The 25,730-nt window shown below is 26.3% G+C and carries 23 protein-coding genes; 6 read left to right on the top strand and 17 right to left on the bottom strand.

Annotated features, from left to right (window positions below; translation table 11 throughout):
* From NG918_RS12055 to NG918_RS12000, 12 genes are all read right to left on the bottom strand, one after another.
* Positions 1 to 786 carry an electron transfer flavoprotein subunit beta/FixA family protein gene (locus NG918_RS12055; RefSeq protein WP_252226376.1) on the bottom strand — a complete coding sequence of 262 codons (786 nt, stop codon included), beginning with the start codon at positions 784 to 786 and terminating at the stop codon, positions 1 to 3.
* Positions 787 to 1,475: 689 nt separating this feature from the next.
* On the bottom strand, positions 1,476 to 1,613 hold the full coding sequence (locus tag NG918_RS12050; protein ID WP_003374230.1) for a hypothetical protein: 138 nt from the start codon (positions 1,611 to 1,613) through the stop codon (positions 1,476 to 1,478).
* Positions 1,610 to 2,005, bottom strand: a complete 396-nt coding sequence (locus NG918_RS12045; protein ID WP_252212770.1) for a hypothetical protein — start codon at positions 2,003 to 2,005, stop codon at positions 1,610 to 1,612. Before NG918_RS12045 ends, NG918_RS12050 begins: the two co-directional genes overlap by 4 nt.
* A 138-nt stretch (positions 2,006 to 2,143) precedes the next feature.
* Positions 2,144 to 2,452 carry a pepsin/retropepsin-like aspartic protease family protein gene (locus NG918_RS12040; protein ID WP_252212771.1) on the bottom strand — a complete coding sequence of 103 codons (309 nt, stop codon included), beginning with the start codon at positions 2,450 to 2,452 and terminating at the stop codon, positions 2,144 to 2,146.
* Positions 2,445 to 2,705, bottom strand: coding sequence for a hypothetical protein (locus NG918_RS12035; protein ID WP_252212772.1), 261 nt, complete (start codon positions 2,703 to 2,705; stop codon positions 2,445 to 2,447). The genes NG918_RS12040 and NG918_RS12035 overlap by 8 nt, the downstream gene beginning before the upstream one ends.
* A 347-nt stretch (positions 2,706 to 3,052) precedes the next feature.
* The gene (locus NG918_RS12030) at positions 3,053 to 5,101 is read right to left on the bottom strand and encodes a trypsin-like peptidase domain-containing protein (protein ID WP_252212773.1); all 2,049 of its coding nucleotides are present in this window, start codon (positions 5,099 to 5,101) and stop codon (positions 3,053 to 3,055) included.
* Positions 5,102 to 5,103: 2 nt separating this feature from the next.
* Positions 5,104 to 6,198, bottom strand: a complete 1,095-nt coding sequence (locus tag NG918_RS12025) for a phosphomethylpyrimidine synthase ThiC (RefSeq protein WP_252212774.1) — start codon at positions 6,196 to 6,198, stop codon at positions 5,104 to 5,106.
* Positions 6,199 to 6,208: 10 nt separating this feature from the next.
* On the bottom strand, positions 6,209 to 6,823 hold the full coding sequence (locus NG918_RS12020) for a hypothetical protein (protein WP_252212775.1): 615 nt from the start codon (positions 6,821 to 6,823) through the stop codon (positions 6,209 to 6,211).
* Positions 6,824 to 7,295: 472 nt separating this feature from the next.
* Entirely contained in the window at positions 7,296 to 11,849 is a 4,554-nt protein-coding gene (locus tag NG918_RS12015; RefSeq protein WP_252212776.1) for a hypothetical protein, read from the bottom strand.
* Positions 11,850 to 12,168: 319 nt separating this feature from the next.
* Complete coding sequence (locus NG918_RS12010) at positions 12,169 to 12,306, bottom strand: hypothetical protein (protein WP_003374026.1); 138 nt, start codon at positions 12,304 to 12,306, stop codon at positions 12,169 to 12,171.
* 282 nt (positions 12,307 to 12,588) lie between these two features.
* Entirely contained in the window at positions 12,589 to 13,458 is an 870-nt protein-coding gene (locus NG918_RS12005) for a methionyl aminopeptidase (protein ID WP_252212777.1), read from the bottom strand.
* A 348-nt stretch (positions 13,459 to 13,806) separates the two neighbouring features.
* Positions 13,807 to 15,249: a DEAD/DEAH box helicase gene (locus NG918_RS12000; protein WP_252226367.1), complete on the bottom strand. Its 1,443-nt coding sequence runs from the start codon at positions 15,247 to 15,249 to the stop codon at positions 13,807 to 13,809.
* Positions 15,250 to 15,637: 388 nt separating this feature from the next.
* Between NG918_RS12000 and NG918_RS11995 the strand changes: the two genes are divergently transcribed.
* Positions 15,638 to 16,786, top strand: coding sequence for a DEAD/DEAH box helicase (locus NG918_RS11995; protein WP_252212779.1), 1,149 nt, complete (start codon positions 15,638 to 15,640; stop codon positions 16,784 to 16,786).
* 110 nt (positions 16,787 to 16,896) lie between these two features.
* Here the strand turns inward: NG918_RS11995 and NG918_RS11990 are convergent, their stop codons facing one another.
* Positions 16,897 to 17,106, bottom strand: a complete 210-nt coding sequence (locus tag NG918_RS11990; RefSeq protein ID WP_252212780.1) for a hypothetical protein — start codon at positions 17,104 to 17,106, stop codon at positions 16,897 to 16,899.
* 200 nt (positions 17,107 to 17,306) lie between these two features.
* Here NG918_RS11990 and NG918_RS11985 point away from each other — a divergent pair, with 200 nt between their 5' ends.
* The 3 genes from NG918_RS11985 (at position 17,307) to NG918_RS11975 (ending at position 19,523) form a co-directional block, all read left to right on the top strand.
* Entirely contained in the window at positions 17,307 to 18,215 is a 909-nt protein-coding gene (locus NG918_RS11985; protein WP_252212781.1) for a DMT family transporter, read from the top strand.
* Positions 18,216 to 18,346: 131 nt separating this feature from the next.
* On the top strand, positions 18,347 to 18,901 hold the full coding sequence (locus NG918_RS11980; RefSeq protein ID WP_252212782.1) for a hypothetical protein: 555 nt from the start codon (positions 18,347 to 18,349) through the stop codon (positions 18,899 to 18,901).
* 223 nt (positions 18,902 to 19,124) lie between these two features.
* On the top strand, positions 19,125 to 19,523 hold the full coding sequence (locus NG918_RS11975; protein ID WP_252212783.1) for a bacteriohemerythrin: 399 nt from the start codon (positions 19,125 to 19,127) through the stop codon (positions 19,521 to 19,523).
* Positions 19,524 to 19,624: 101 nt separating this feature from the next.
* Here NG918_RS11975 and NG918_RS11970 read toward each other — a convergent pair whose 3' ends face one another.
* From NG918_RS11970 to NG918_RS11960, 3 genes are read right to left on the bottom strand one after another with little or no spacing between them, the layout of a single operon-like run.
* The gene (locus tag NG918_RS11970; RefSeq protein ID WP_252212784.1) at positions 19,625 to 20,629 is read right to left on the bottom strand and encodes a permease; all 1,005 of its coding nucleotides are present in this window, start codon (positions 20,627 to 20,629) and stop codon (positions 19,625 to 19,627) included.
* The gene (locus NG918_RS11965) at positions 20,619 to 21,275 is read right to left on the bottom strand and encodes a GTP-binding protein (protein WP_252212785.1); all 657 of its coding nucleotides are present in this window, start codon (positions 21,273 to 21,275) and stop codon (positions 20,619 to 20,621) included. Before NG918_RS11965 ends, NG918_RS11970 begins: the two co-directional genes overlap by 11 nt.
* A 14-nt stretch (positions 21,276 to 21,289) precedes the next feature.
* Entirely contained in the window at positions 21,290 to 22,246 is a 957-nt protein-coding gene (locus tag NG918_RS11960) for a CobW family GTP-binding protein (protein WP_252226363.1), read from the bottom strand.
* A gap of 181 nt (positions 22,247 to 22,427) precedes the next feature.
* Here NG918_RS11960 and NG918_RS11955 point away from each other — a divergent pair, with 181 nt between their 5' ends.
* Positions 22,428 to 22,817, top strand: a complete 390-nt coding sequence (locus tag NG918_RS11955; protein WP_003371490.1) for a hypothetical protein — start codon at positions 22,428 to 22,430, stop codon at positions 22,815 to 22,817.
* A 245-nt stretch (positions 22,818 to 23,062) separates the two neighbouring features.
* Here NG918_RS11955 and NG918_RS11950 read toward each other — a convergent pair whose 3' ends face one another.
* Positions 23,063 to 24,430 (bottom strand): MATE family efflux transporter, encoded by a 1,368-nt coding sequence (locus tag NG918_RS11950; protein WP_252226361.1) that lies wholly within the window; start codon positions 24,428 to 24,430, stop codon positions 23,063 to 23,065.
* A gap of 252 nt (positions 24,431 to 24,682) precedes the next feature.
* Here NG918_RS11950 and NG918_RS11945 point away from each other — a divergent pair, with 252 nt between their 5' ends.
* Positions 24,683 to 25,669, top strand: a complete 987-nt coding sequence (locus NG918_RS11945; protein WP_252212788.1) for a radical SAM protein — start codon at positions 24,683 to 24,685, stop codon at positions 25,667 to 25,669.
* Positions 25,670 to 25,730: the final 61 nt, after the last annotated feature.

Here is a 25,730-nt window from a genome sequence, read left to right as displayed (position 1 = left end):
TTAGATTGCCTTATCCTTTTTCATTTGTTCCATAACAGCACTTACTGCAAGCACAGCATCTTTCTCTTTAATCTTGATACCAGCTTCTTTCTTAGAAGGTTCAACATATTTAATGCAACATACTTTTGCTTGTTTTACCTCTCCAATTTCTGCTGCTGAGTAAGTTGGAATTACTGCCTTACGACTTGCCATCTTAGTTTTAATCGTAGGGTAACGTGGATCATAATTTGGTTTACTTACTGTTACTACTGCTGGTGATTTTAAAGAAACTAAATTATATCCTTCATCAGTTTCTTGATGAACTTCCAAATCATTATCTTTTAGACCTATTTCAATTGCACTACTTACAAAACCCATTTTAAGCTTTTCAGCAAGCATTGCTCCAACTTCACCAGTAATTTCATCTGTAGATTCCTTTCCACAAAGAATTAAATCAAATTTTTTACCCTTGTCCTTTTCAATTTTATTAATAGCATCTGCCAAAACATGAGCTGTTCCAAGGGAGTCTAAATCTGCATATAAATCATCTTTTACAAAAAATGCTTCTTTAGCTCCTACAGAAAGACAATTTTTCAAGGTGTTTAAAGAATCTTCTGCTCCAACTGTTAATACACTTACTTTCCCTCCATGTGCTTCAGTCAAGCGGACTCCTAGCTCTAATGCATATGTATCAAATGCATTTGCTACCAAACTCACTCCACTTAACTTGGGTTTTTTAGCTTCCTTATCCAAATGAATTTCAACAGAGTCATCTGGAACTTGTTTTACACATAACATAATTTCCATGTTTTTTCTCCCCTTTACCATTTACATTAATTTAATGATATTAACAAGTTTATTAATATTCTTTTCCTAGATTTAATATATTCCTATAATCAAAGATAATTTTCCTCCTATAAATTCATACGTACTTGTCATACCAATCATAAATAGGTAGGACCAATTTATAATTTCATTATATCTCCTCAAATACTGCTTGTAAACAATTGTTAATAATTTAACAGTAAATGTTTACATTGGTAATTTTCTCTATTATAAAAAGTTATATATATATAAGTCCTTAAATCAATTTTTACATCATTGATTTAAAGTAATTTTTTCCTTAATACCCTTATTTTTATATTTATTGTTAAATTAATAACATAATCATATCAAAAAAATATTTAGATTATTAAGATGACATAACTTGCATTAATAATCTAAATTTAAGAATGCTAAAATAAGCCCTGTAAGTTACTTAAGTATGGCAAATTACAGGGCTTTAAAATTTCATATATCTGAAATAGATTTTTTATTTATTTTTCAACTATAAGATTATTAGCTTTTGCCGTTTCAATTATACTATAAAGAAGCGCACTGGCTTTTGCACATTTAAGTGTATTTAAAAATAGCCAATTTTTACGTCCAATAACAAAAGGTTTTATTGCTAGCCATTACAACCACCTACCTTGTGATATCTGTAATTCTAGCAAATATTAATTAGCATATATAGGCAGTAATTCTTTCCAATATATTTGTACTTCTCCTTGATATGTTGAAAAAAATCTGTGCCAGCACATATCTTTTGTATCACCAGATACTGGTGAAAAAGATTCTATATAATATTTAATCATCTCCACATTTCTATTGCTAAATAGACTATTTTTTGTAATTCTCCTATCAGCCCCTTAACTTCATACCTTGAAATATTATCAATTATTTTCTTTCCTTTATCGTTATTACATAACCTTTTAAAATTGTCTTGCAAATATATAATCTCATCAGCATTTAAATTGTTAATACATTCTGCTTCATAACAGTTTACTAATACTTCTTTAACATCATATTCTGTTAAATCTGACTGTGGAATAATACTCTTATATTTATATTGAATGTATAATATTAAATCACATATATCTTTCGGCTTTATTCTGCTCTTAACTAAACATCTATTCTTCTTATTTGTACTTTCTTTACTATACTTTATCTCATATACATAAGTAACTTCTCGATTTAACATGTCCATTTTATCAATTCCTCCAAATTTCTATGTTTAAAATATACTCCAACAATACGGACATCTAATGTCCATCTTGAGTAAAAATTTATACAAATGGAGGAGCTTTAATAACAAATGTATTGGATTCTATTAAAGGGAATATATTTATTTTTCATTGTCACTTCTGCTATACACTTTCATTTTCTCAAAATAAATAATTGCACCAATTTGTCTTAAAAAATCTATTCCAATTATTCCATCAATATTAAACCCATAATCCATAATTCCTATTTCCACATTAACATCTCTACTATGTAAATCATTAAGCCTAATTTCATCAATAGTTTTCTTATACACAAATTCACTTCCACCTACACCATGTATAGTTTCAATGGAATCATTCATATCTATAGTTATATCAATTTCTTCTACCCTACAAAATGGTAATCCGTATCTAAATTTTAAATCAACCATTTATCCTTACTTCTATCCAAGCTCTTTCCTCTATATCTAAAGTCTCGTGAGTTGTATTATAAACATAATATTCCTTTTGTTTATCAGCTTTATGATAATTTGCATAATCCTTTAATGCGTCATTACCCTTATCATAACTTTTTAGAACAACTAAATCAGTTACAATTCTTTTGCCACCCTCTGAATAAGCAGAAATAGCTTGAAATAATATCCACTTGTTTTTGTATACTTCTCTTGCCTCACTATACTTCATTGTTAATCACTCCTATTCGCAATACTATCTTAATTATATTCTATTCATTAAATCTAAACATCATATTACAAATATTTTCTCACAAATTCCTTTTTGCCAAAAGATGCACACTCCCACTAAAAAAATGCACCCACCTTACTAAAATACATAAGATGGGTACATTTTTTCAATTATATTTCCAATTTTTATCTTCAGCTCTTACTTTTCAAGTACTTGATTTTTTCCAAAGAAACACGAAAAGCCCCTAAAATCAAAGGCTTTCTATTGTATCAATATTATAGTTCTTATATGGTGGAGGCGAAGCGTGACTCTTAAAATCTACCATAAAATCAACTTATTCTTGATAATTACCTACTTAAATTCAACTCATCTTTATTAATTTTTATACCACAATCATCTAAAAAATTCTTAATGCACTTAATACTTATCCCTTCGTTTCTATACAATAAATCGTTACTCTTGGGCTCTATTTCGCCACCTTTACTATGAATTCCAATAACCTTCCATTCCGAATTAAAAATTGGAGCACCACTCGATCCTGGTAACGTACTCGTTACATACTGTAAAATTTCATCATCTGCATATTTTAAACTATTATATCCTATGCATATCTGCTTAGGCATACCATCTGCATGTTGAATTATTGGAATACAATCATTTTCTTTAGGATCTCCTATCTCAAATTTAGGTAAATCCAAAAAGTATTCACTATTTTCTGTTTTTAATATTTTAGTAATTGCAATATCATATTGTTCAGAAATATAAGTATTTTTATGGTCTAAGTTGCACTTAAACTTTTTAGAGCTTGCAGACTCTTCATAATCAAACAACGCTGAAGAATTTATTACACTCTCTGGATATGGAATAACATGTTTATTAGTAATAATATATTCATCATTAATTAAAAAACCTGTGGCTTTATATTGTGGTTCATCCTCACAATTAATTTCTAGTAAACAAACTCTTTTCTTCATTTGTAAACCCATTTCAATAAAATTTATAGAATGAAATTTGTAACTTCTATTTACTATTTCTCTATATTCTCCTATTGTATATTTTTTACCTTTTTCATCACTTGCTTTCCAATCTGTAATTGAATTTTTTAAAAATAAATCTTCTGTATATAGGTTAAAATTTATATTTTTCTTCATACACGCAGATAATAATTTATCTATTGTATTTTTTCTTTTACAATCTGAACATAATTCTCTCGCTAGCTCGCTTATAGTACTATGAGGGAATAGTTCATAATTTCCACATACTTCATTTGCTATATCTTTTAGTTCACTTAAACTAAATTTATTTATACATTCATTTGTTAAATCTGAAATATTTACATCTTTCATATTATCTTCAGCTCCATTTATTAAATTAAAATGTAGATTATAATAAAAAATTATTTTCTCATTCAAAATATCTTTTTCAAAATAAATTTCTTGTGTAGTGTCTTTTAATCTTTTTAAATAATAATTATCTGTACATAGTTTATTAATAACCTCTGTCATTATTTTTAATATTTTAACATTATTTATTATCTTGGTACTATCCAAATAATCGTTTAATATATATTTTCTAAACTTATTTAATAGTCTACTTTTTTCTAATATATATAAAGCATCATATGATATACTATTTATCTTATTAATGTTTAATCCTATTGAATTAAATAAATTTATAACGTTATATTGCAAATTTCTGTTTAAATCATATAAAATTATTTTCTTCTTAGTTTCAGGATATATTAATAAACATTCATTAGATACTGCATTTGCTATGTAATATTCTCTATTACTCTCCATTATAAATTTTTCTTTAGCCTCATTGCTATAAGGTGAAGTAATTATATTATGAGCTATTGTTGCTCTTGATATATCATTTTTTAAAATATCTTCGTTTACTTTACTAGCAATTATTCTATTATTCTTGAAATATGCTTGTATATTTTTTGCTAAAACTTTTGTTACATTACCACCAATACGCATAAAAGGTTTTGCAATATTGTCTAATTGTTCTGCTACTAAATATGTTTGTGGAATTTGATAATCCAACAATTGTAAATTTCCTGGAAGAGTTATATAATGTTCCTTTTCATAAAGCCTTTGATTGAAATATTCAGAAAATACATTAGTAACTTTATCAAGATTCCTTGTAGATAACTTAATTGACCCTAAACATTTTTCTTCCTTTAAGTCGAATAATATTCTAGCACGATTAAAAAGTTCGATTGATAATTTACTTTGCCATAAATTTGCACCTGTTATATATATGGGATTTCCTATAAAAAAGCATAATTTTAATAGATACTCAAGCTCATTAATGTTATAATTATATTTCACTTGTATAAACGGATCAGTAAATGGAAAAAATATAGAATTATCAAAAGTATTTTCTATCATTTTTAATTATTTAACCATTTTAAAATTAGTTCTTTGTTCTCTTGAACAAATTTAGTAGGACAAGATTGCTCACATCTATTACATCCTTTATAATTTTCATCTATTATTGTACACATACTCTTTCCACTTCTTGATGACTTAACATTCATATATTCATTACACATATCCGCGCAACTTCTTGCAACATTATATCCTCTAATTATACTATCAATATTAGGTATTCCCCCACTATGCTCTTCTGGAGTAATTGAATTAATAATTTTAAAGTTAGCTCCTTTTATTATACTTAAATAGAAACCTACAGCATTAGATATATCATCATCACTATTAAATAAATTTCTAAATAATGGCCCTAATGGCATTATTGGTACATCTGTCTTATTAGTTATATCTATAAATTTATCTATATTTTTAATATCACAATGACCTATCCCTTCTGTAAATACATTTATTCCTTCATTTTTAAATATTTTAAGTATATTTCTATATTCCATCAATTCATCACAATGAACCTCATCTAATGCTTCATCGATTATTGCTGCTCTAAATGCAGAGCCTAGCGATATATTCACTTTATATTGCTTACATATTCTAATTACATCATCAAGTACATCCCAATATATACTCCTATCTCTGTTTTTCTTTATCATATCTTTAATTATTATTGTTGCACTTCGAGATGAAAAAGGAATCCTTCTACTAGTTATTGCCTTTAAAATACGTTCTTTGGTAGGAGTAAGATGAATAACAAACCATGATACCCCACTAAACGCTGCTCTTTCCATTTCATATATCAATCTTTTATTATCTATCTCATTTGTTTCATTTATGCAATAGTAATGTGGTATTATACCGACAGGACATCCAATTTTTTCCTCTATATATTCGTACAAATAACCATTAGCATTAGTTAAACTTAAATCCATCATCAAATCCGGTAAATTATCCAACTCTAGAATTTTATTTATCTTTTGTTTTTCAATATCCATATATTCTTTTATATCAGAAGATACACCCACATTTACATTTACTGCTATAGGCCTATCTTGCCCTATTAATGTATTCTTATTTTTACCTTTAAACTCTACATCTCTCATTAGATATCTCCTAATATTTTATCTTTATCTTTTCTTTTAAATAAATAATATCATTTTCAATTGAAATACAATTAATTTTACATAAATCATCAAGAATATTGCTATATTGGATTGAACTTAAAATTTGATTGTTACTTTTTTTCCTCATTATATTTACTTCTTTATAACATTCTTCACTTGTAAATCCGCTTCTGTTCTTACACTTACGATGTATAACTCTAAGTACAAATGCTTGATCAACTGATATATCAATTTTCATTTTTTGAGTTAAATAACAAATAACCCCCAATAAACCCATTACCTTTTTTGTAATATCTTTATTACTTATTGCAGTAGTAAAAGAAATTGAAACAGGAATAATTGTATTTAAAAAATCTTCAATATTTAATATAATATTTCCCGGTTTCCTTGAGCTCCCACCTTTTAATACGTTATTCTCCAAAGTAATATATTGATAATTTTGATCTTCAATTTCGTCTATAATTGGTGGTATTATTATAATAAAATCTTTTTCGATTAACGTTTCCAAAAACCCCTTTAAATCTAGTGATTCAACGTTATAAATACTTAAATCTTCTTCTATCTCTTTTAACTTCTCTAACTTTTCCTCATTTAATACTTTCATATGCCCCTCCATTTTTCTAATTTAACTTATTATAACATAATTTTATTTTAATGTTGCTTATATAAATAGTACCGAACACATCTATAATCACAGCCATCTACAAAATGTATTGTTTATATTGTATCTATAGGTTGTGCTACTTGAATGTTGGCCTCCCCCTTCTGCAAAGAATCAATTAGAACCATTAAACCAGTTCTTTTAGTTTGATTTTTTATTTTTCGAATTCTGCTTTTTCAACTCATCGCTAAAATCTATTTATAACTACGAAAATAATACTTGGTATTTTTTTCTATGAAAATAAACCCACAAAAATCCAAATTATGATTTTCGTGGGTTTTATGGTGGAGGTGAAGCATAACCTTTGAAATCCACCAAATCTTCTTTATACGGAATTTTTATCGCAAATTACTTTTACTACATATTTTAAGCCCCTTTATAAAACATTTTTTAATGATCATTTGTAATCTGCTCATCATCTCTCAAATATTTTTTGACTTAGCATTCTAATTGAACCAATTTGTTTCTCAAACATTAAATCCCAGATATCAAGACATTTTTTAGATACCTCAATTAATTCAGGTTCTAAAGATGTTGAAGTCTCATCATATAATCCTATAATTAACTTTGAAATTTCATCATCTATTCCCCAATACCCTATTAATTTTTCACTCTCATTAATAAGTAAATGATAACTCATTGATAAGATTATATCTTTATAATATACTATAGATTTTGAATTATTTTCAAGATAATGTACAAAAGCACTTACTATTCTATTACTTAGATTTGATTGCATAATCTCTATTAAAAATTCATTATCCCTTTCTAAATTAATCTTGTTTTGATAGAATAAATTTGATATAGGAAAATCTAAATCAAATTCACTTGTTTTAAATTTTAGTATTATCTTTTTACAAATATCGTTATATTCATCTTTATCAAAATAGATAGCTACCATTTCTAATATTGATTTCACCTGCTTTTCTGTAATACTATCTATATTATCTATTTCATGTAAAAACTCATTTTTTACTATAAACATCTCTGCTAAACTATACGAACCGATTTTAATTAATTGTTCATCTGATGATAAAAAACATTTGTTAATTATTTTTAAAACACGCTCTCTATACTTATTGTATAACAAGAAAAACATATTTTTTGAATCATGAAATCCTGCTAAACGATAATCTTGTTCATATAGAGTCAATATTTTTTCAGAAGCCCAATCTCTTTCTATATTATAAGTAGGCCATAACGCTGATAAACTTGCTAACCTTACAGCTGGATTTTCATCTTTAGTTAGTTGGTTAATTGTTTCTTTAAATTGAACATACAATCGTTTATCTTCCCAAAGTAATTTGCCAATTGCAAATGCAGCTGAACCTCTTACACAATTCAATGAGTTATCTTGTAACATTTCAAATGTTCGCATTTCCTTATCATCTTTATTAGTAACATTTGGCTTTTCCAACTCAGGGTTTATATGATTTATGGCAATATCTTTTAAAATATCTAATACTTTTTGAGACCACTTTGAATCATTTTTCATTTCAAGTATTCTACATATACTACTAGCTCTCCAAGATTTATTATCACATGGATATCTTTCTATTAACGCTTCCAATAATTCTGTTGATATATCTTTAGGTTCATTATTACTTGCTATTCCACTAAATAATGAATCTATATATTCATCCAAAATTTCTTCTTCACATCCAAGTACTAATTTAATCATTCGTTCAGGTTCTAAGATTACTGTACTACGAAAATCACTTGAGAATTCTTCGATAGAACTTTCAATAAACCCCCCAGGTACATCTTTCCAATTATGATTTTCCCTACGCTCAATTTCTTTGTTAGTTAATAGTTTAATCCAATTCTTATTACTTAATTTCTTTCCACTAATTGGTGATTTTACAAAACCACTGTGTCCAGATGAATTATCATATCTGTTGTATTTACCTTCAAATCTTCTCTTTAATACAGTCAATAATCTTTTTCCTTCTTCAGACATTCGATTGATTTGCAAACATGGTAATAGCTCTGCCTGCAAATCCCCCCAGAAGCTCCAATATACTCTTTCTCCAGTATTATTTTTATTATACTCTACTCTTCGAAAATATCTTTCTTTAGCATCTGGTGAAATATAATGTATTATTTTATTTTCCAACAATAAATAAACTTCATTACTACAACTAACTGAGTGTTTTTTTATTACATCTTTAGCTAATAATAATTTATTATCTCCACTAGTCATGTCAAAGATATTTTTATCAAAATCTTCACATAAATAATTAATTACATAATCACTATACTCTTCTGGTAAATTTAGTAATGCTGATAACATTATTTCATTAAAAATAGCAAATCCCTTTCCCATAAAGTGACTATATATCTCGAAAAATTCTTTAGGATTATTTGAAATAATCCCAGCATTAGCTTTCTTTATAATTTGTACACAAGTACGTTCCAAATTATTTTTATGTCCATATCTATTACACCATTCACTAAAACTAATCGCTTCATATGATTCACGTGGTAAATTAGGTAGCAACATTTTCACTATTTCTTTTCCATTATTCACCCAAATATCAGCTATTTCATATGCTAATTCTTCTTCATATTTATATATGTTTTTTTCTTGGCTTTTTATTTTATATTTTAATAAAAACGTAAAAAATTTAATTGTACGCATTTCACATTTTTTGAACATCTTTTTAAAGTTAAAGTACACATTCGCCATTTCAGGATATTTTTCGTATAATTGCATTCGTAAATCAAACATTTCATCCGTATCATCATTTATATTATTATTAAAACATTTAATCAATTTTTCATCATCGGATTTCGATTTTAAAATATACTTCTTAATGAATACAATGTCTTTAGAATCAAACTTTGGACTAATGCTTTTCAATAAATTAAACACTATATATTTTGTATCTTCATCTTTTATCCACTTATCAAGAATGCCATTATCTCTTAACATACTAATATAATTGCTATGACTCATAACAACATTATTTAATATATATTTACTGTATTCTTTAACTTCACAATTTTTTAAAACAAATATTCTTATTGGCTCATCTATATTTGATACCTGTCCTAATACTTCATAAAACACATGTTTCATGTAATATCTAATACTATCACTTTTTAACATCTGTTCACCAACATTAATAAAATCACGGCTATCCATTTCAACTAGATTCTGTAACAGCATCTGTACTTGATATCTTCTACTAGGTGTCTGCTTTTCCTTATCGCCTATAATATTAACTATATTTTCTCCATCATAAAATTTATCAATCATTGTTTCTGCTAAAAAATAATCTAGTATGCTTTGATGGATAAATGAGATACTCTCACCTTGTACTATTAAAAAACCATTTGATGACAAATAAAACAATGCATTCTCATTAGTTCTTAAAATTCTTTTAGATATACTTATTCTTCCCATCTTATCTAGTAATTGAACTAAATTTTCTTTAACATTAATAACATCATTTTCATTCACTCCAACAGCCATAGAATTACTTTTTAACTGCGTCCACCATTCTAAAATTAAATTGCTTGTAGTTGAACACTCATTGTAGTCCTTATCTGATGATAATTGACTCCAAATATATAAGTTACTTGGTGTCTTTAAAATGCATTTTAACTTATTGGATAATCCTAGGTACTGCTCTCCTACTACTTCTTTTACTGTATTGTCATCAAACTCATCTACAGTTATATTATTCCAAGACATTTTTAAGTTACTTTTTTCATCTGATTTAAGTAATGCTTTTATATTATTATCATTTTCAAGATCATATGTTCTACATACAAAAACTAGGGATATTTTTTTCTTTCTCTCAATATTTATTTTTATTATCTCATTAATAACTTCAGCACAAACCAATAAAGAATCTCTTGAATGTGCTTGAGTCCATCTTAATGCATCCAATTGATCAAGAATAATTACTGCTTGTTCATCTTTTGAAATACTATGTAAACAGTGAGCAGGTGACGCTGGTAATCCTAAATCTTGTCCCCATTTTTCAGCACTTCCCATAGGAATCCTTTTGTCTAGCTTAATCGCAATAACAGGTATGGTATTTTTATTACAATAATTTAATATTGCTTCAGTACAACCGCTTTTACCATTACCTGCTTTTCCATGAATAATCATTGATTCCCCCGAATCAATAATCTTTCTACATGAATCAAATTCTTTACGCTCTATTAATCTATCTTTAATTGGGAGAAAAAACTTTCTAAATTCATCATTAAGTTCGTCTATTCTTGGAGCTATTCTTTTATCTAAAGCAAGATTTTTTAATTCAATATCTTTACTTCTTAATAGTTCACATAAAAAAGTGTTTGTAATTTGTTTACCTAGAATATCTTCATCAATAATTATAGACACAAGGGTATCATAAACTCTGTCTTCATCTCCAATTAATAAATATCGAATTTTATCTAATATAAATTCTTTTAATTGAAAATCTGGTTCCTGTCTGTAAAAAGTTCTTTTTAAATAATCAATACTTTTTATAATATCCTTTTTATCCTCAATATTTAATTCCATTGCTTCAGCATAATCTGTATAAGCTTTTTTTATTTTTTGAGATTTACATATTTGATTATTATAGAAATGTTCATAATCTCCATCAGTATTATTAGCTCTATTTATCAAATCAATGATTAGGGAACATGATAATGGTGAAACCAGCGCAACTTTATTCTTCTCATTTCTATCTAGTTGCATTTTCCAGTTTACAAATATATCATGTGCTTTCATTGAACTAATTGTCCAACTTTCACTACTTCCATTTCTCCCCTTACATTGCTGCCCTTCTCGACTTCCATCTAAGTAATCTATCCATATATCTACTCCTTGTTCATCTTCTCCAAGTGCCTCTAGCGTTACTGAATATATTTTTTCTTCTAGAAGTTTTAGCATTTGATATATAACACATTTTATTTCATATCTGTTTCCACTCTTATCTGCTCTTCCACCCATTTCATATGGCACATGACTCACCTCCATTATTTCGTTATATTAATTATAGTTTATATTAGCGATTTATTGAATTATTTTACAGTAAAAATTATACTTAAATAAATTATAAAATCTAATATTTAAAACTTTATTCTCATAAGTTTCATTATTTTTTCTTCAAAAACTAGAATAACGCACTAAAATCCAAATTGTAAATTTTAATATTTTCGTGGTTTTGATTTTGGTGCTACCCGTGACAATAAAAAACACGACCATCTGTAAGTAGCTATTCAAGCCATATACAAATGGTCGTGGGTTTCATGGTGGAGGCGACCCTCCACCAATCCCCATCTTACTTATCTAATTCTTTTTCTAATGTTTTTATAAACCTAGCTACATATTTAGCTGTATGTTCTTCATCTTTTCCCTCAGGAAACATCTTATTGTTTATTAAAGCTACTATAATATCCTTGATTTGTTCATCTTCCATAAAAAAACTCCTTAATATTAATAAAGCTTTACCAAAATAAGTTCTCATATAATATATTTATACCAATGTTAAATAAATGTTCTAAGATTATTCTTATCAAAAACAAACTCTTACATAAAAAAGTGGCTACGCCACCCTTCAATGAACAATTTAAACATATATTCATAACCTTAGATTTCATCAGCCTTTCAAGCTTCAAAAATTCTATAATTTCCTATACATTAAAAAAATACCACCCTATGTTTCATAAAACACAGGATGGTATCACTAAGCATCACAAAATTATTTAGCTAATATTTCAACTCCAGTTTCAGTTATTAAAACAGTATGTTCCCATTGAGCTGATAATGAATCATCTTCTGTATATATAGTCCATTCGTTTTCTGCATCTACATATACATCATATCCACCAGCATTAACCATTGGTTCTACTGTTAATACCATTCCTGGTACTAAGACCATATCTGTACCCTTTTTACCGATATGAGGTACAAAAGGTTCTTCATGGAATTGATTCCCTACTCCATGACCACCTAAAGCTCTAACAATTGTGTAACCATTCTTATGTGCTACTTCTTGACAAGCAGCTCCAATATCACCTAAGTGACCCCATGGTTTTATTACTTTTATTCCAGCTTCCATACATTCTTTAGCTACTTCAACTAATTTCTTAGCATCTTCACTAACTTCACCTATCATAAACATTCTTGATGCATCTGAATAATATCCATTAAGAATAGTTGATACATCTACATTTACGATATCTCCATCTTTAAGTATTATCTTTTCATCTGGTATACCATGACATACTTCATTGTTGATAGAAGTACATACACTCTTAGGGAATCCTTCAAAGTTTAAAGGTGCAGGTATAGCACCGTGTTCTACTGTATAGTCATAAACTAATTTATCTATATCTAAAGTAGACATTCCTGCCTTTATCTTACTTGCAACTAAATCTAAAACTCCATTGTTAACTTCTGAGCTCTTTTTTATTCCTTCTATGTCTTCTGAACTCTTTATTACTTCTCTTGGTGGAACTATTTCACCTTTTAATCTTAAACTTTCTAACTTTTCATCAAATTCTAAATGGCATCTCTTATATTTTAATCCGCTACCACACCAGCATTTTGCATTTCTATTTGAAAACATAATTTTAAATACACCTCTTTACTAAATTAACTTTTAAAATTCCTATAATTTACTTACTAGATTATGCTACAATCACAACTTCTAAAAATAGCACACTATTATTATATATAAAAAATTTGAAAAGTGATTTTTTAACTATTTATTATTCTTTATTCAGTATAACTAAATTATACTATTTAATCAAATTATTATATTATTTAGGTTAGCAAAACAAATTTATATTTTAAACATGTGTTTATATATGAAATAGGTAAAGTNNCTAAAATGGGACTATACTCATTTTAGCATTCCTAAGTTCAATTACTCCGTCCAACTTTGCTTATTCATAGATAAACACTTTACTTAAAGTTAACCTCTTGCTCTATCACATTTAAGCTTTTTACCTTTAATTGTAGCTGTCTTTAGTCCATTTATTACAGTCTTACCTTTTCCATTTAATATATCTACGTATGAAGCTAAATCTTGAACATCTATTATTCCAATGTCTTCACCAGTTACTCCTGGTATTTTAGTTACAGCTCCAACTATATCCCCTGCACGAATTTTCTTTTTCTTACCACCATTTAGATATATCTTCATTATATCTTTATTTACAGCATTACTCTTTTCCTTCTTCTTCTTTGGTTTACTTTTTAATACTTCCATTGCTTTTTCTGTGCTTTTAATTATTTCTTCTTTGCTTGGAATATTTTTAACCTCTAGTTTAAAGCCTATGTATTCTTCAATTTCATTTAAATATCTATCTCCAGAATCTTTACAGAAAGTTAATGCTACTCCTTTAGCCCCTGCACGTCCTGTTCTTCCTATTCTATGTACATATGCTTCTTTTTCAACTGGAATATCATAGTTTATAACATGTGTAATTCCCTCTATATCTATACCTCTTGAAGCTATATCTGTTGCTACTAAAATTCTAAAGTCACCTCTTCTAAATTGCTCCATAGTATCAAGTCTGTCTTTTTGCATCATTCCACCATGTATCTTATTAGTTGAATAACCCTTTTTATTTAAATATTCATGTACTGTATCAACATTTTCTTTTGTTCTACAAAATACAACTGAAGTTTCTGGCATTTCAGATATAAGTATATTATTTAATAAATCTAGTTTTTCGTTATATCCTACATGATAAGCATAGTGACTTACATTATCGCTTGTTAAATTTTGAGATTTAATTGCTATATCAATTGGTCTATTCATATGTTTGTCACATAAGTTTTTTATTTCATCAGGTATAGTTGCAGAAAATAATAATGTTACTCTTTTCTTTGGTATTCTTCTTATTATAGCTTCTACTTGTTTTATGAATCCCATATTAAGCATTTCATCTGCTTCATCTATAACAAAATAATTTATCTTTGACACATCAAGGCTTCCTCTATCTATATGATCTAATACTCTACCTGGAGTACCAACAACTATATGTGTTTTTTGCTTTAATTTTCTTTCTTGATCCATTATTGATTGCTTTCCAAAAATAGGTACACAATTAATTCTTTTATATCTTCCTATATTAGATATATCTTCACTAATTTGAACTGCTAATTCTCTTGTTGGTGCTAATACTAACACTTGAGGTTTATTTTCATCCCAGTCTATTTTTTCACATAATGGAATACCAAAAGACGCTGTCTTTCCACTTCCTGTTTGAGATTTTACAACTAAATCCTTATTTCTAAGTATTTCTGGTATTGCTTTCTCTTGAACCTCTGATGGAGTCTTATATCCTAAATTATCTATTGCTTTTAATAATTCACCACTTAACTCAAATTTATTAAATTCTTTGCTCATCCTTTAATTGTCTCCTTTATTTATCTTAATTAAACATATTTTTCTTTTGCACTATGTTTATTTTATCCCATAATTAATATAGTATTTTCAATACAAAATAATTTATTATAATCATCTTATTATGAAATAAACTATTTTTTAATTGCTTATTATAATTTTATATTAGACATAAGGTAAAATAGGACTATACTTAATTGTTAGTCTTCTTAAGTTCAATTGCTTTATCCAATTTGCTTATACATATATTAGTAATCTTTTTAAATACAGCCTAAAATTTATCTAACTCTATGATTATATACTACAAATACAAGTTTAACTAGAAAAATACATATATTAAGTATATAATTAAGCATACTAATATTTAAAAACAAAGGAGAATTTTTATAATATGACAAAATCATTAAACGATTTAAATTTAAGTTCAGATATAATAAGTGCATTAGAAAAGCAAAATATAACTGCTCCAACTGAAATTCAAAGTTTAGTTATAAATGAAGCTTTAGAAAATAAAGACATAATGGGAGAATCATTTACTGGAAGTGGTAAAACTTTAGCTTATCTTCTTCCTATATTTGAAAGAATAAATACTGAAACTAAAGATATTCAAGCAATAATTTTAGCACCAACTCATGAATTAGTTATGCAAATAGAGGCGCAAATTAAGTTGCTTTCAGATAACTCTGGAATAAACGTTAAATCACTTGGAATAATCGGTGATGTTAATATAAATAATCAAATTAAAAAGCTTAAAGAAGTTAAGCCTCATATAATAGTTGGATCAACTGGTAGAGTTCTTGATCTTATAAGAAAGAAAAAGATCACTGCTCATACTATAAAAACTATTGTTATTGATGAAGTTGACAATTTATTGGATCCAAAGAGAGCTCAAATTGTTAAAGACATAATTAAAACAACTATGAGAGATAGACAATTAATGGCCTTTTCTGCTTCTATTACTCCTGAAATAGTTGATTCATTAAAGGAATTAATGAAAGATCCTTTAATAGTTAAATCACAAGGTAAATCTTCAATTAACCCTAACATTTCACATGTGTATGTAAAATGTGATAGAAGAGATAAATTTGAAGTACTTAGAAAAATAATATCAGCTGAAGATCCAAAAAGAGCATTAATATTTGTTAATGATAATAAAGATATTGAATTAACATCTTTAAAACTTAATTATCATAATAGAGAATGTTTTGCTATGAGTGGAAGTATTTCTAAAGAAGAAAGAAAAAATGCTATTGATAGCTTTAAAACAGGTAAAATCAAAATATTAGTTTCTTCAGATGTATCTGCTAGAGGTCTTGATATTACTGATATTACTCATGTATTTAATTTAGATCTTCCATTAAAACTTGATGAGTACTTACATAGATCTGGTAGAACTGCTAGAGGTAATGCAAAAGGTACTTCTATCTGTATAGTTACTGATAAACAAATGAACATAATAAAAAAATATGAAAAAGCATTTAATGTAGAATTCCAAGAAAAAATTATTTCTAATGGAGTACTTAAAAATAAAGATAAGTAATTTATTTCTTTCATTAATTAGACTAGACTTTTAAATATAATTTATTATAAATTAAAAAGATTACTTAATACAAACCCATTAATTAAGTAATCTTTTTAATCATATTTAAATTATCTCCTATTTTTATACCAAATTATTTTATTAGTATAAAACCATACATCACCATCTTCGTATACATTTTCTTTAAGTGCTGGCACATCTTTTTCTTCAAACTCATTTAATATATTTAGATTTTTTACTGATAATTCTTCTTTTCCAAAGTATGTGACTTTTCCTGCATACACCACTCCGTCTACTGTTTTAAAAATTATATCATTCATTAATTTACCTCCCCTTTATCCCTAATAATATACTTCTATAGCAAAACTTAATATCCCTTTAAATAGAATTAAATATCCTGCAAAAAAGTTTATCAATATCCATTTTGCTTAAATTAATATCTTATTTACACAAATTTATTATTAATATATAATTTACCACATAGCAAAAAATACATAACTTAAAGGGGGACTTGATTCATATGAATAATAAAAAGTTATCATTAAACTTTTTAGCGTTTTTTACAATAGTAGTTTGGGGTACTACTTTTGTATCTACTAAAGTATTACTTAGTAATTTCACTCCAGCAGAAATAATGTTTCTTAGATTTTTAATAGCATATATTATGCTTTTACTAATTCATCCCAAATTTCATAAAATAACATCAATAAAAGAAGAATCTTTATTTTTGCTTGCTGGAATCACTGGAGGATCTTTATATTTTATTACTGAAAATTCTGCATTAATTTATTCTCTTACATCTAATGTAGCATTAATTCTTGCTACTGCTCCAATTTTAACAGCATTTATGGCACACTTTTTTTCCAAAGGAGAAAATTTAAATAAAAATTTATTTATTGGATTTATAATTGCAATTTTAGGTGTATTTTTAGTTATCTTTAATGGAAATTTTATATTAAAATTAAATCCAATTGGAGATATTTTAGCTTTATCTGCTGCATTATGTTGGGCTGTTTATTCAGTAACTTTAAAAAAAATTAGTGGTAAGTACAACTACATATATATAACTAGAAAAATATTTTTTTATGCATTATTAACTATATTGCCATTTATATTGTTTTCATCATCTAGTAATATAAATACCATGTCATTATCGCAACCAAAAATAATATTCAATTTGTTATTTCTAGGAGTAATAGCGTCTGGAATATGCTACGTTGTTTGGAATTATACAGTTGATAATTTAGGAATTATTAAAACTAATAATTACATTTATTTAATACCAGCTGTTACAATGATAGCTTCTTTCTTTATATTAAATGAAAGTCTTACTCTATACTCTACTTTTGGTGCAATATTAGTATTACTTGGGGTTTATGTTTCAGAAAATGGATTTAAACTACTTAAATTTAAGCAAAGATTACATTAAAATTTAATCTTTATTAAGATTCTATTACTTTACTTTTATTAAAAATAAATAGTGATATAATATTCTACAAAGAACAAATTTTACTATGTAAATATAGGGAAATTTTTTAATATCTTAGGAGGAAGACGCTCATGAAAAAAAAATTTATTAAATTATCAGTAATTTCACTACTATGTATTATAACATTAGTATCATGTGGAAAGCCTAATAATACTAATAACGATACTAATAACACTACTGAACAAACTCAAAATGAAAATGCTAATTCAACTCTACCAGGAAATGTTGAATCTTCTACTGCAGAAGTAAAGAAGGTTGTTAGTATAGATGATTTAAAAGATAAGGATCAAAATGCTATTAAAAAAGTTTTAGGAAATCCTAAAAGCACAGATGGTGATAAAGTTACTTATGAAAAAGATGACTATACTTTTGAAATAACTTACGTTGATTCTAAATCTGCAATTATTAAAATTATACCAATAAAAGAACTAAAATATCCTAATGATGGTATTAACATCTTAAATGTATTAGGCATTAGTGCTCAAACACCAGATGTAACTGCACCTATTGGTCTAGTTTGGAATAATAAATTTAATACTTATAAAATAACAGTAGCATCAGATGCTAGTGTAGAAAATAAACTTAGTTATATTGAAATTATATTAGATGAAAAATACGCTCAATAGTTAAAAAATGTTTTGAATTAAATATACTATAAAAACTATCGGATAATAGGTGTAATATTTATGCTTATATCCGATATTTTATGTTTATTATAAAATTCGTTCTATTTTAGAGGTATTTCATGTATATTTATACATATTCAATTTGAAACTTTTTATATTTTTATTATATAATAATATAAATATATAAATTATTATATATATTATCGAATAAAGAGGGGTACAAATGATAAAATGGGACGATAGCTATAATATTGGCATTGAGACTATAGATGAACAACACAAATATTTATTTAAACTATGTAGAGATTTAGAAATCCTACTTGCAACTCCAAATGTAATTTATAAAGTAGATGATGCAATTAAAATTGTATGTGATTTTCGAAATTATGTAACTTATCATTTCTATTATGAAGAAATGTACTTTGGCATGGTACATTATGCTTATCTAGCAGATCATATTGCTGATCATAAAGCATTTAAGAAGCAAATCTTAGATATTAATGTATCTAATTTTTATAAAGAAAACTACGATGAATTACAAACATTAATTAACTTTTTATATGGTTGGATTTTTGATCATATAACTAAGAAAGATATTACCTTAAAAACTTTAGTTGAGTAAAAGATTAAAGTGGCTGTTTTCATTAAATTCATATGAAAACAGCCATATTTTTTAACTCTACCCTTTCCCCCTCAACTTATCTTGATTAACTTCTATTATTGTTATAATCCTGCCAATAAAAATACGCTTGAAACCAATATAACAACTGATACTATTGTAATAGATAACTTTATTACAAATTCCTTTCTAAATGTTCCAAATAACATAATTAGATTTTTCATGTCTAACATAGCCCCAAATATTAAAAAGGCTACTACACTACAAAAAGGATATTGATTTAATAAATTTTTACCAATAAACGCATCAACTTCCGAACATAAAGATAATAGAAATGAAAGCAACATCATAAATATTATAGATAGCATCTTTCCATTTGATATATTATCAAATATACTGGTTGGAACCAATACTTGAAATGCAGTTGCCAAAAATGCTCCAATTATAAGGTACTTCATAATATCTAAAAATTCTTTTATAGAATGCTCTAAAAGTAATTTAAACTTATTTCCATCACATTTCATCATTCCATTATCATTACATCCGCAATTACAATATGATTTATTGTCTATTAATCTGTCCATCAATAAATATTGTCTTCTGCCTTGAAGCAAGGTCATTATAACTCCTATAAGAATTGCTCCAACAAATCCGCCCACCGTTCTTGCTATTACCATAGATATGTTATCATTAAACGCTGTATATGTTGACATTATTACAATTGGATTTATTAAAGGCACAGCCATCATAAATGTCATTGCAAATCCAAGAGGCACTCCTTTTTTAATTAAGGCTCTTGTTATAGGAATTATTGCACATTCACATATTGGAAATATAAGACCTATTAATGCTGCACCAAAATATCCTACAATATTATTTTTAGGAATACACTTACGTATAGTTTCATTTGATATATATATTTGCATCACACCTGAAATTATCGCTCCTAAAACAATAAAAGGAGTTGAATCCATCATTATGTCTATAAATGTACTAAAAAATTTTTCCATTATATTTTTATCATACATATCTAATTTATATAATCCTATAATAATTAAAAATATGATAAATGATATTATTAAAAAATTTCTATTTTTTTTATTTTTCACTCTCTTTTCTCCTTAAATGTTTTGTGGAATTATTTATCTTAACTTTTATCTTTTTAAAAAAAGTATTATCTAATATTTGACTTTCTCTAAGCAATGAATTAAATCCCCCTTTATTTTCTGATTCCAATATATATGCTGATGGATTTATATTTTTTAACATATTTTTAGTACTTTCTATATCTTCTTTATTACAATTCTTAGTATTATTCAAAATCATTAAATTTGAAAGTTCAATAAATGGAACTAAAAAGTTACCCATATTTTGCACATATGATCTTAAACTTTTAGTATCACCAATAAAATATATCCTATCTAAACTAATGTTATTTTTATATATCTTTTTATCTATTATTTTAAATAAATCTTCTAAATTGTAAGTTCCATTAAATTCAATTATTATTCTATTAGGAGAATACTCTCTTATTAAACCAATCATATCTTCGCTTAGTTTCTTTAAATCACTTTGTTTATAAATTGTTACTAAACCATAATCTAAAACTTCGTCAGATATTTTGTTTTCTCCATTTTCTAATTGTATTACTATTATTTTTTCACCTTTTACATAACTTTCTTTTATCAAAGAATTTATAAAACTTGTTTTCCCGGCTCCTAAAAATCCTGTAACTATTTCAACTTGAATTTTCATTTTAATATCCCACCTTAACTAAATAAACGAATCAGTTCTTTTTTATTTAAATTACTTCCTATTATAGAAATAACTTTTTTATTAGCCCATTTTATTTTTCTTCCTTGAAATTCATTTGGTACATAATCAAATTGATAATATCCACCATTTATAACTTCAACAATTCCTTTTGCTCTTATTACATTTCCATATTCTTTGTTTTGTTCTATTATTTTAAATTTACTTTCTAATTCTTCTTCACTAATTTTATTATTCAAATCTATAGGATAACTTTCAAAAACATCTTTTGCAGAATGATTATGTTCTTTTCTAAAAGAAGCATGTTTAGCTATTTTATTTATTATAAATTCATTCTTGTTGTATAATGCTTTGTCATCAACTCCTACTATTTTGTTTATTTCTTTTATATCCCTATCTAACAAAGATTTACTTACTATTTTTGCAGTACTATTTATCTTCCTAATAGAGCTAATTACTTTTTTTAATTCTTCCTTGCCTATTAACTCTGTTCTACTAAAAGCCAAAACTTTTGCTTTTTTTATTTGGTCCTTATAAAATTCATCAAAATTATTTAAATACATGTCATACCTTTGCGCATCTATTACTGTAATTATTCTATTTATTGAAAATTTTTCTTTATATTCATCTTTATTTAAGAGATTTAATATTTCACTTAATTTTGCTACACCTGAAGGTTCAATTATAATATTTTTAGGATTATATTTTTCTATTATTTCTAACACAGATTCTATAAAATCACCTGTTACTTGGCAACAAATACATCCTGAATTTATTTCTTTTATTTCTATATTTCTTTCCTTTAATATAGTTCCATCTATTCCAACTTCACCAAATTCATTTTCTATTATTACTGTATTTTCATCATAAACCTTGTTAGCTAACAAACTTTTAATAAGCATTGTTTTACCGGCTCCTAAAAATCCTGAAAATATATCTATTTTACTTACCATAAATTTTACCCCTCCTTATACTCCTATATATTTATTTATAATTAAATCAATGTAAATATTACTTAATTTTAAATATTTTTTCTTTCTATTAATAATTATTGATAAAATTCTAAAATTATGTTATTTTTAATTAAGGTATGTTACACTAACGTTTGATTTAATACAATTAGGGAGTGATTATATGTATGATGTAGATGATTTTTTTAATCATCCAGAACACAGGATGTATATAAAATATGAACCTTTTTATCTTACACCTAAAATATTTTATTTTTTATGTGAAGCCAAGAGTATTTATAATATGATTGAAGCAGCTAAATCTAATAGACCTGCTCTTGAAGGTGTAATTCCAGAAATTGAAGATTTTTTTGAAGCTGGAATGCCTGAAGATATGTTTAAACAAATGATTGGACGTATGGTTAAATTTATTCTTAGAGATTTTGGATGTTTTCCTCTTGAAAAAATCCCTACCCTTAAAAGAAAAAATACTATATTTAAATCTGGATTAAAATACACTTATGATGAATCTAGAGCTAGAAGAAAAATTAAAGTTCATTATGAAATAGTATAATAATGCTATGTTTTAGTAAAATGTCTATATATGCATAAGCAAAGCTGGACTGAGTAATTGTACTTAGGAATACTAAAAATGNNCTCATTAAGTATTCTCAAAGCCCAATTACGATGCCACTTTGCCTATTGCATATATAGACATAAATTTAAAACATAGGAACAGAATAGGTGAATAACACTTTCTAAAAATATATGTTTTAAAATTCTAATATAGATTTTTTCCGCAACTTTTTACTATCAACTTTAAGCTAGTATTTCTTCTCTATACAATTTTCTTTTCCTTAATAAATATAGATATATAGTTAATAATACTGTTCCTTTTAAAATACTACTTATGCTTATGCTCCACCATATCCCGTCTAAGCCAAGCACATTTGGATTGCATAAAAAATATGAAGCTGGTACTCTAGCCCCTGTTAGTAATATTCCTATGATTGATGGTATGTATGTACGTCCAAGTCCATTAAATGCACCTGTTATTGTAATCTCTATACACATAAATAATTGTGAATAACCTAGTATTCTTAAATATACAGTACCTTGCTCAACTGCTTCTGGATCATTTAAGAAAAATGAAAATACATATTCTCCTCCTAGTATTAATAAAAGAGAAGCAAGTATTCCTATAATCACAGCCATAACCATAGTAACTTTTACACCCTTATTTATTCTATTATACCTTTTACTTCCGTAATTTTGTCCAACAAAAGTTCCAAGTGCAGTAGAAAACCCACCTGCTGTCATCCATGATATAGCTTCTATTTGTGAACCTACTTTTTGAACAGCTATGGGTACGGGTCCAAATACTGCTATTATTCTTCCTATACACATAGAGAATATAGTAAATAATCCATTTTGTATTCCTCCAGGTAATCCTATATTACAAAGCACCTTTATATAATCCATTCTAGGTCTTGTAAATACATTTACCTTTAAATACTCTTCTTTACCTTTAATCATAACAAATATGAAACTTAAACTTACTATTACTTGAGCAATTACTGTTGCAATAGCCGCTCCTGCTACCCCCATCTTTGGAAATGGTCCTATTCCTAATATTAAAACAGGATCAAAAACCATATTAAATGCAAGTCCTATAGTGTTTATTACAAATGGTGTTTTACTGCTTCCAGCACCATTAAATATTGCAGTAAATACTGGATTTATAAAATAAAATATCATTCCCATTGCTACAATGACCAAGTATGTTTTAGACATTGATATTACTTCTGCATCCCCTAAGTTAAAGAAGCCTATAAGTTTATCACTAAATACTAATAAAACCACTGTATATAAAATTGAAAGTACTAAATTTATTTGAATAGCACTTACTATGTACGACTTTACTTTCCTTAAATTATGCTCTCCCATCTTTTGTGCAACTTTTATCTCTGCTCCTGTTTTTGAAATCATAATAAAGGCCATGGCAAGCCAACTATAAAACCCTGCCGTTCCAACTCCAGCAACAGCTTTACTTCCTACTTTTCCTATCCATATCATATCCGTCATATTGTATGCCATTTGTATAAAAGAAGTTCCCATAATAGGCAAAGCCAGTTTTACAAGTTTGGATACAATCTTACCTTCTGTTAGATCAATTCTTTTTTCCACATTAATCTCCCTCCTTTTTTAATTTTAACTATAAATTTAAACATTTATTATATTTTTAATATATAACGATTTTAAAGTCTCAAAATTAGAAATAAAATCTAATCTGAGACTTAGTCAAAATCTTATTGTACTTAAATTATTATATAAGAATCTAAGCATATGTCAAAAATATTTTTTAAAGTTAGCATATTTTAAAGTTTTATAAATATATCTATAAATGTATTAATAGAAAATTTAGGGGATGTTGCAAATATGAATTTCAGTGGATATATGAAAAATTCTACTAAAAATATTGTAATTTCAAAAGTATGTTCACTTTTAGAAAAGAATCCTTCAAAAAATATGGATAAATTATTTAATTTATCTATTAAACTTATAAAAGATAATGAAAATAAAAAAAAGATAAAAAGTGCTTATAATTATTATAATGATACTCCTTTAGTTAAAAATTTCATTGAAAATATATTGTTAAACATAAATCCTAATTTTTTAAAAAAGTTCACTATAAATTTTTTCGATTATGTTTTTGATAACAGTGCTCATAGCTCTTTCCCATTCTTTGTTATAAATTTATCACCTGAAAATAATATTAATCAGCTTACATATAGTGATGTTGACACTATTTTAACAAAAGTCAAAGAAAATAAAATATATTATGTTTTTATAATTGCTAAAGAGCCCTTCTCCATGGACTTCTTATTTAATATTTATAAGAAATATCCTAATATATTATTTATACCTTTTACAAATGGAGAAATGTTTAGTCCTATAATTTGCAATAGATTATATTCAACCTGTAATGTTATACCTATAATTTCTCTTGATGGATTTAAGGATGAAACAGATTATCAGCGTGGAATCGGAACTTTTGATAAAATTATGTTTAACATGGATTTACTTAAAGAAAACTCAATACCCTTTGGAATATCATCAAATATTTCATTTAATAATATAGATATTATAACTTCTAATAATTTTACTGACATGCTATTAAATAAAGGAGCATTTATAAACTTTTATTTTTATGATTCTATAATAAATGAAAGAAAACAAAAATTAGAACTTTATGCAAAGATGAAAAATTTTAAAATAAATACATCCTGTTTTCCTTTAGATTTTCTTGATAACTCTATAAATTCAAAAATTCTTATAGATAAAAATAGTCTCTATAAAAATGAAATCAAACTAAAATTTAATAATATGAAATATTGTTTTGAATCTTGTTCTTTAAGGATTTGAAATTGATACTATGTTTTAGCAGTGTGTTGATATATGCATAAGCAAAGTGGACTGAGTAATT

This window comes from Clostridium sp. ZBS2, assembly GCF_023845855.1.
GTDB lineage: Bacteria > Bacillota > Clostridia > Clostridiales > Clostridiaceae > Clostridium > Clostridium aquiflavi.
Note: the sequence above shows the minus strand (reverse complement) of the source record. Positions and strands in the feature narration are given on the sequence as shown.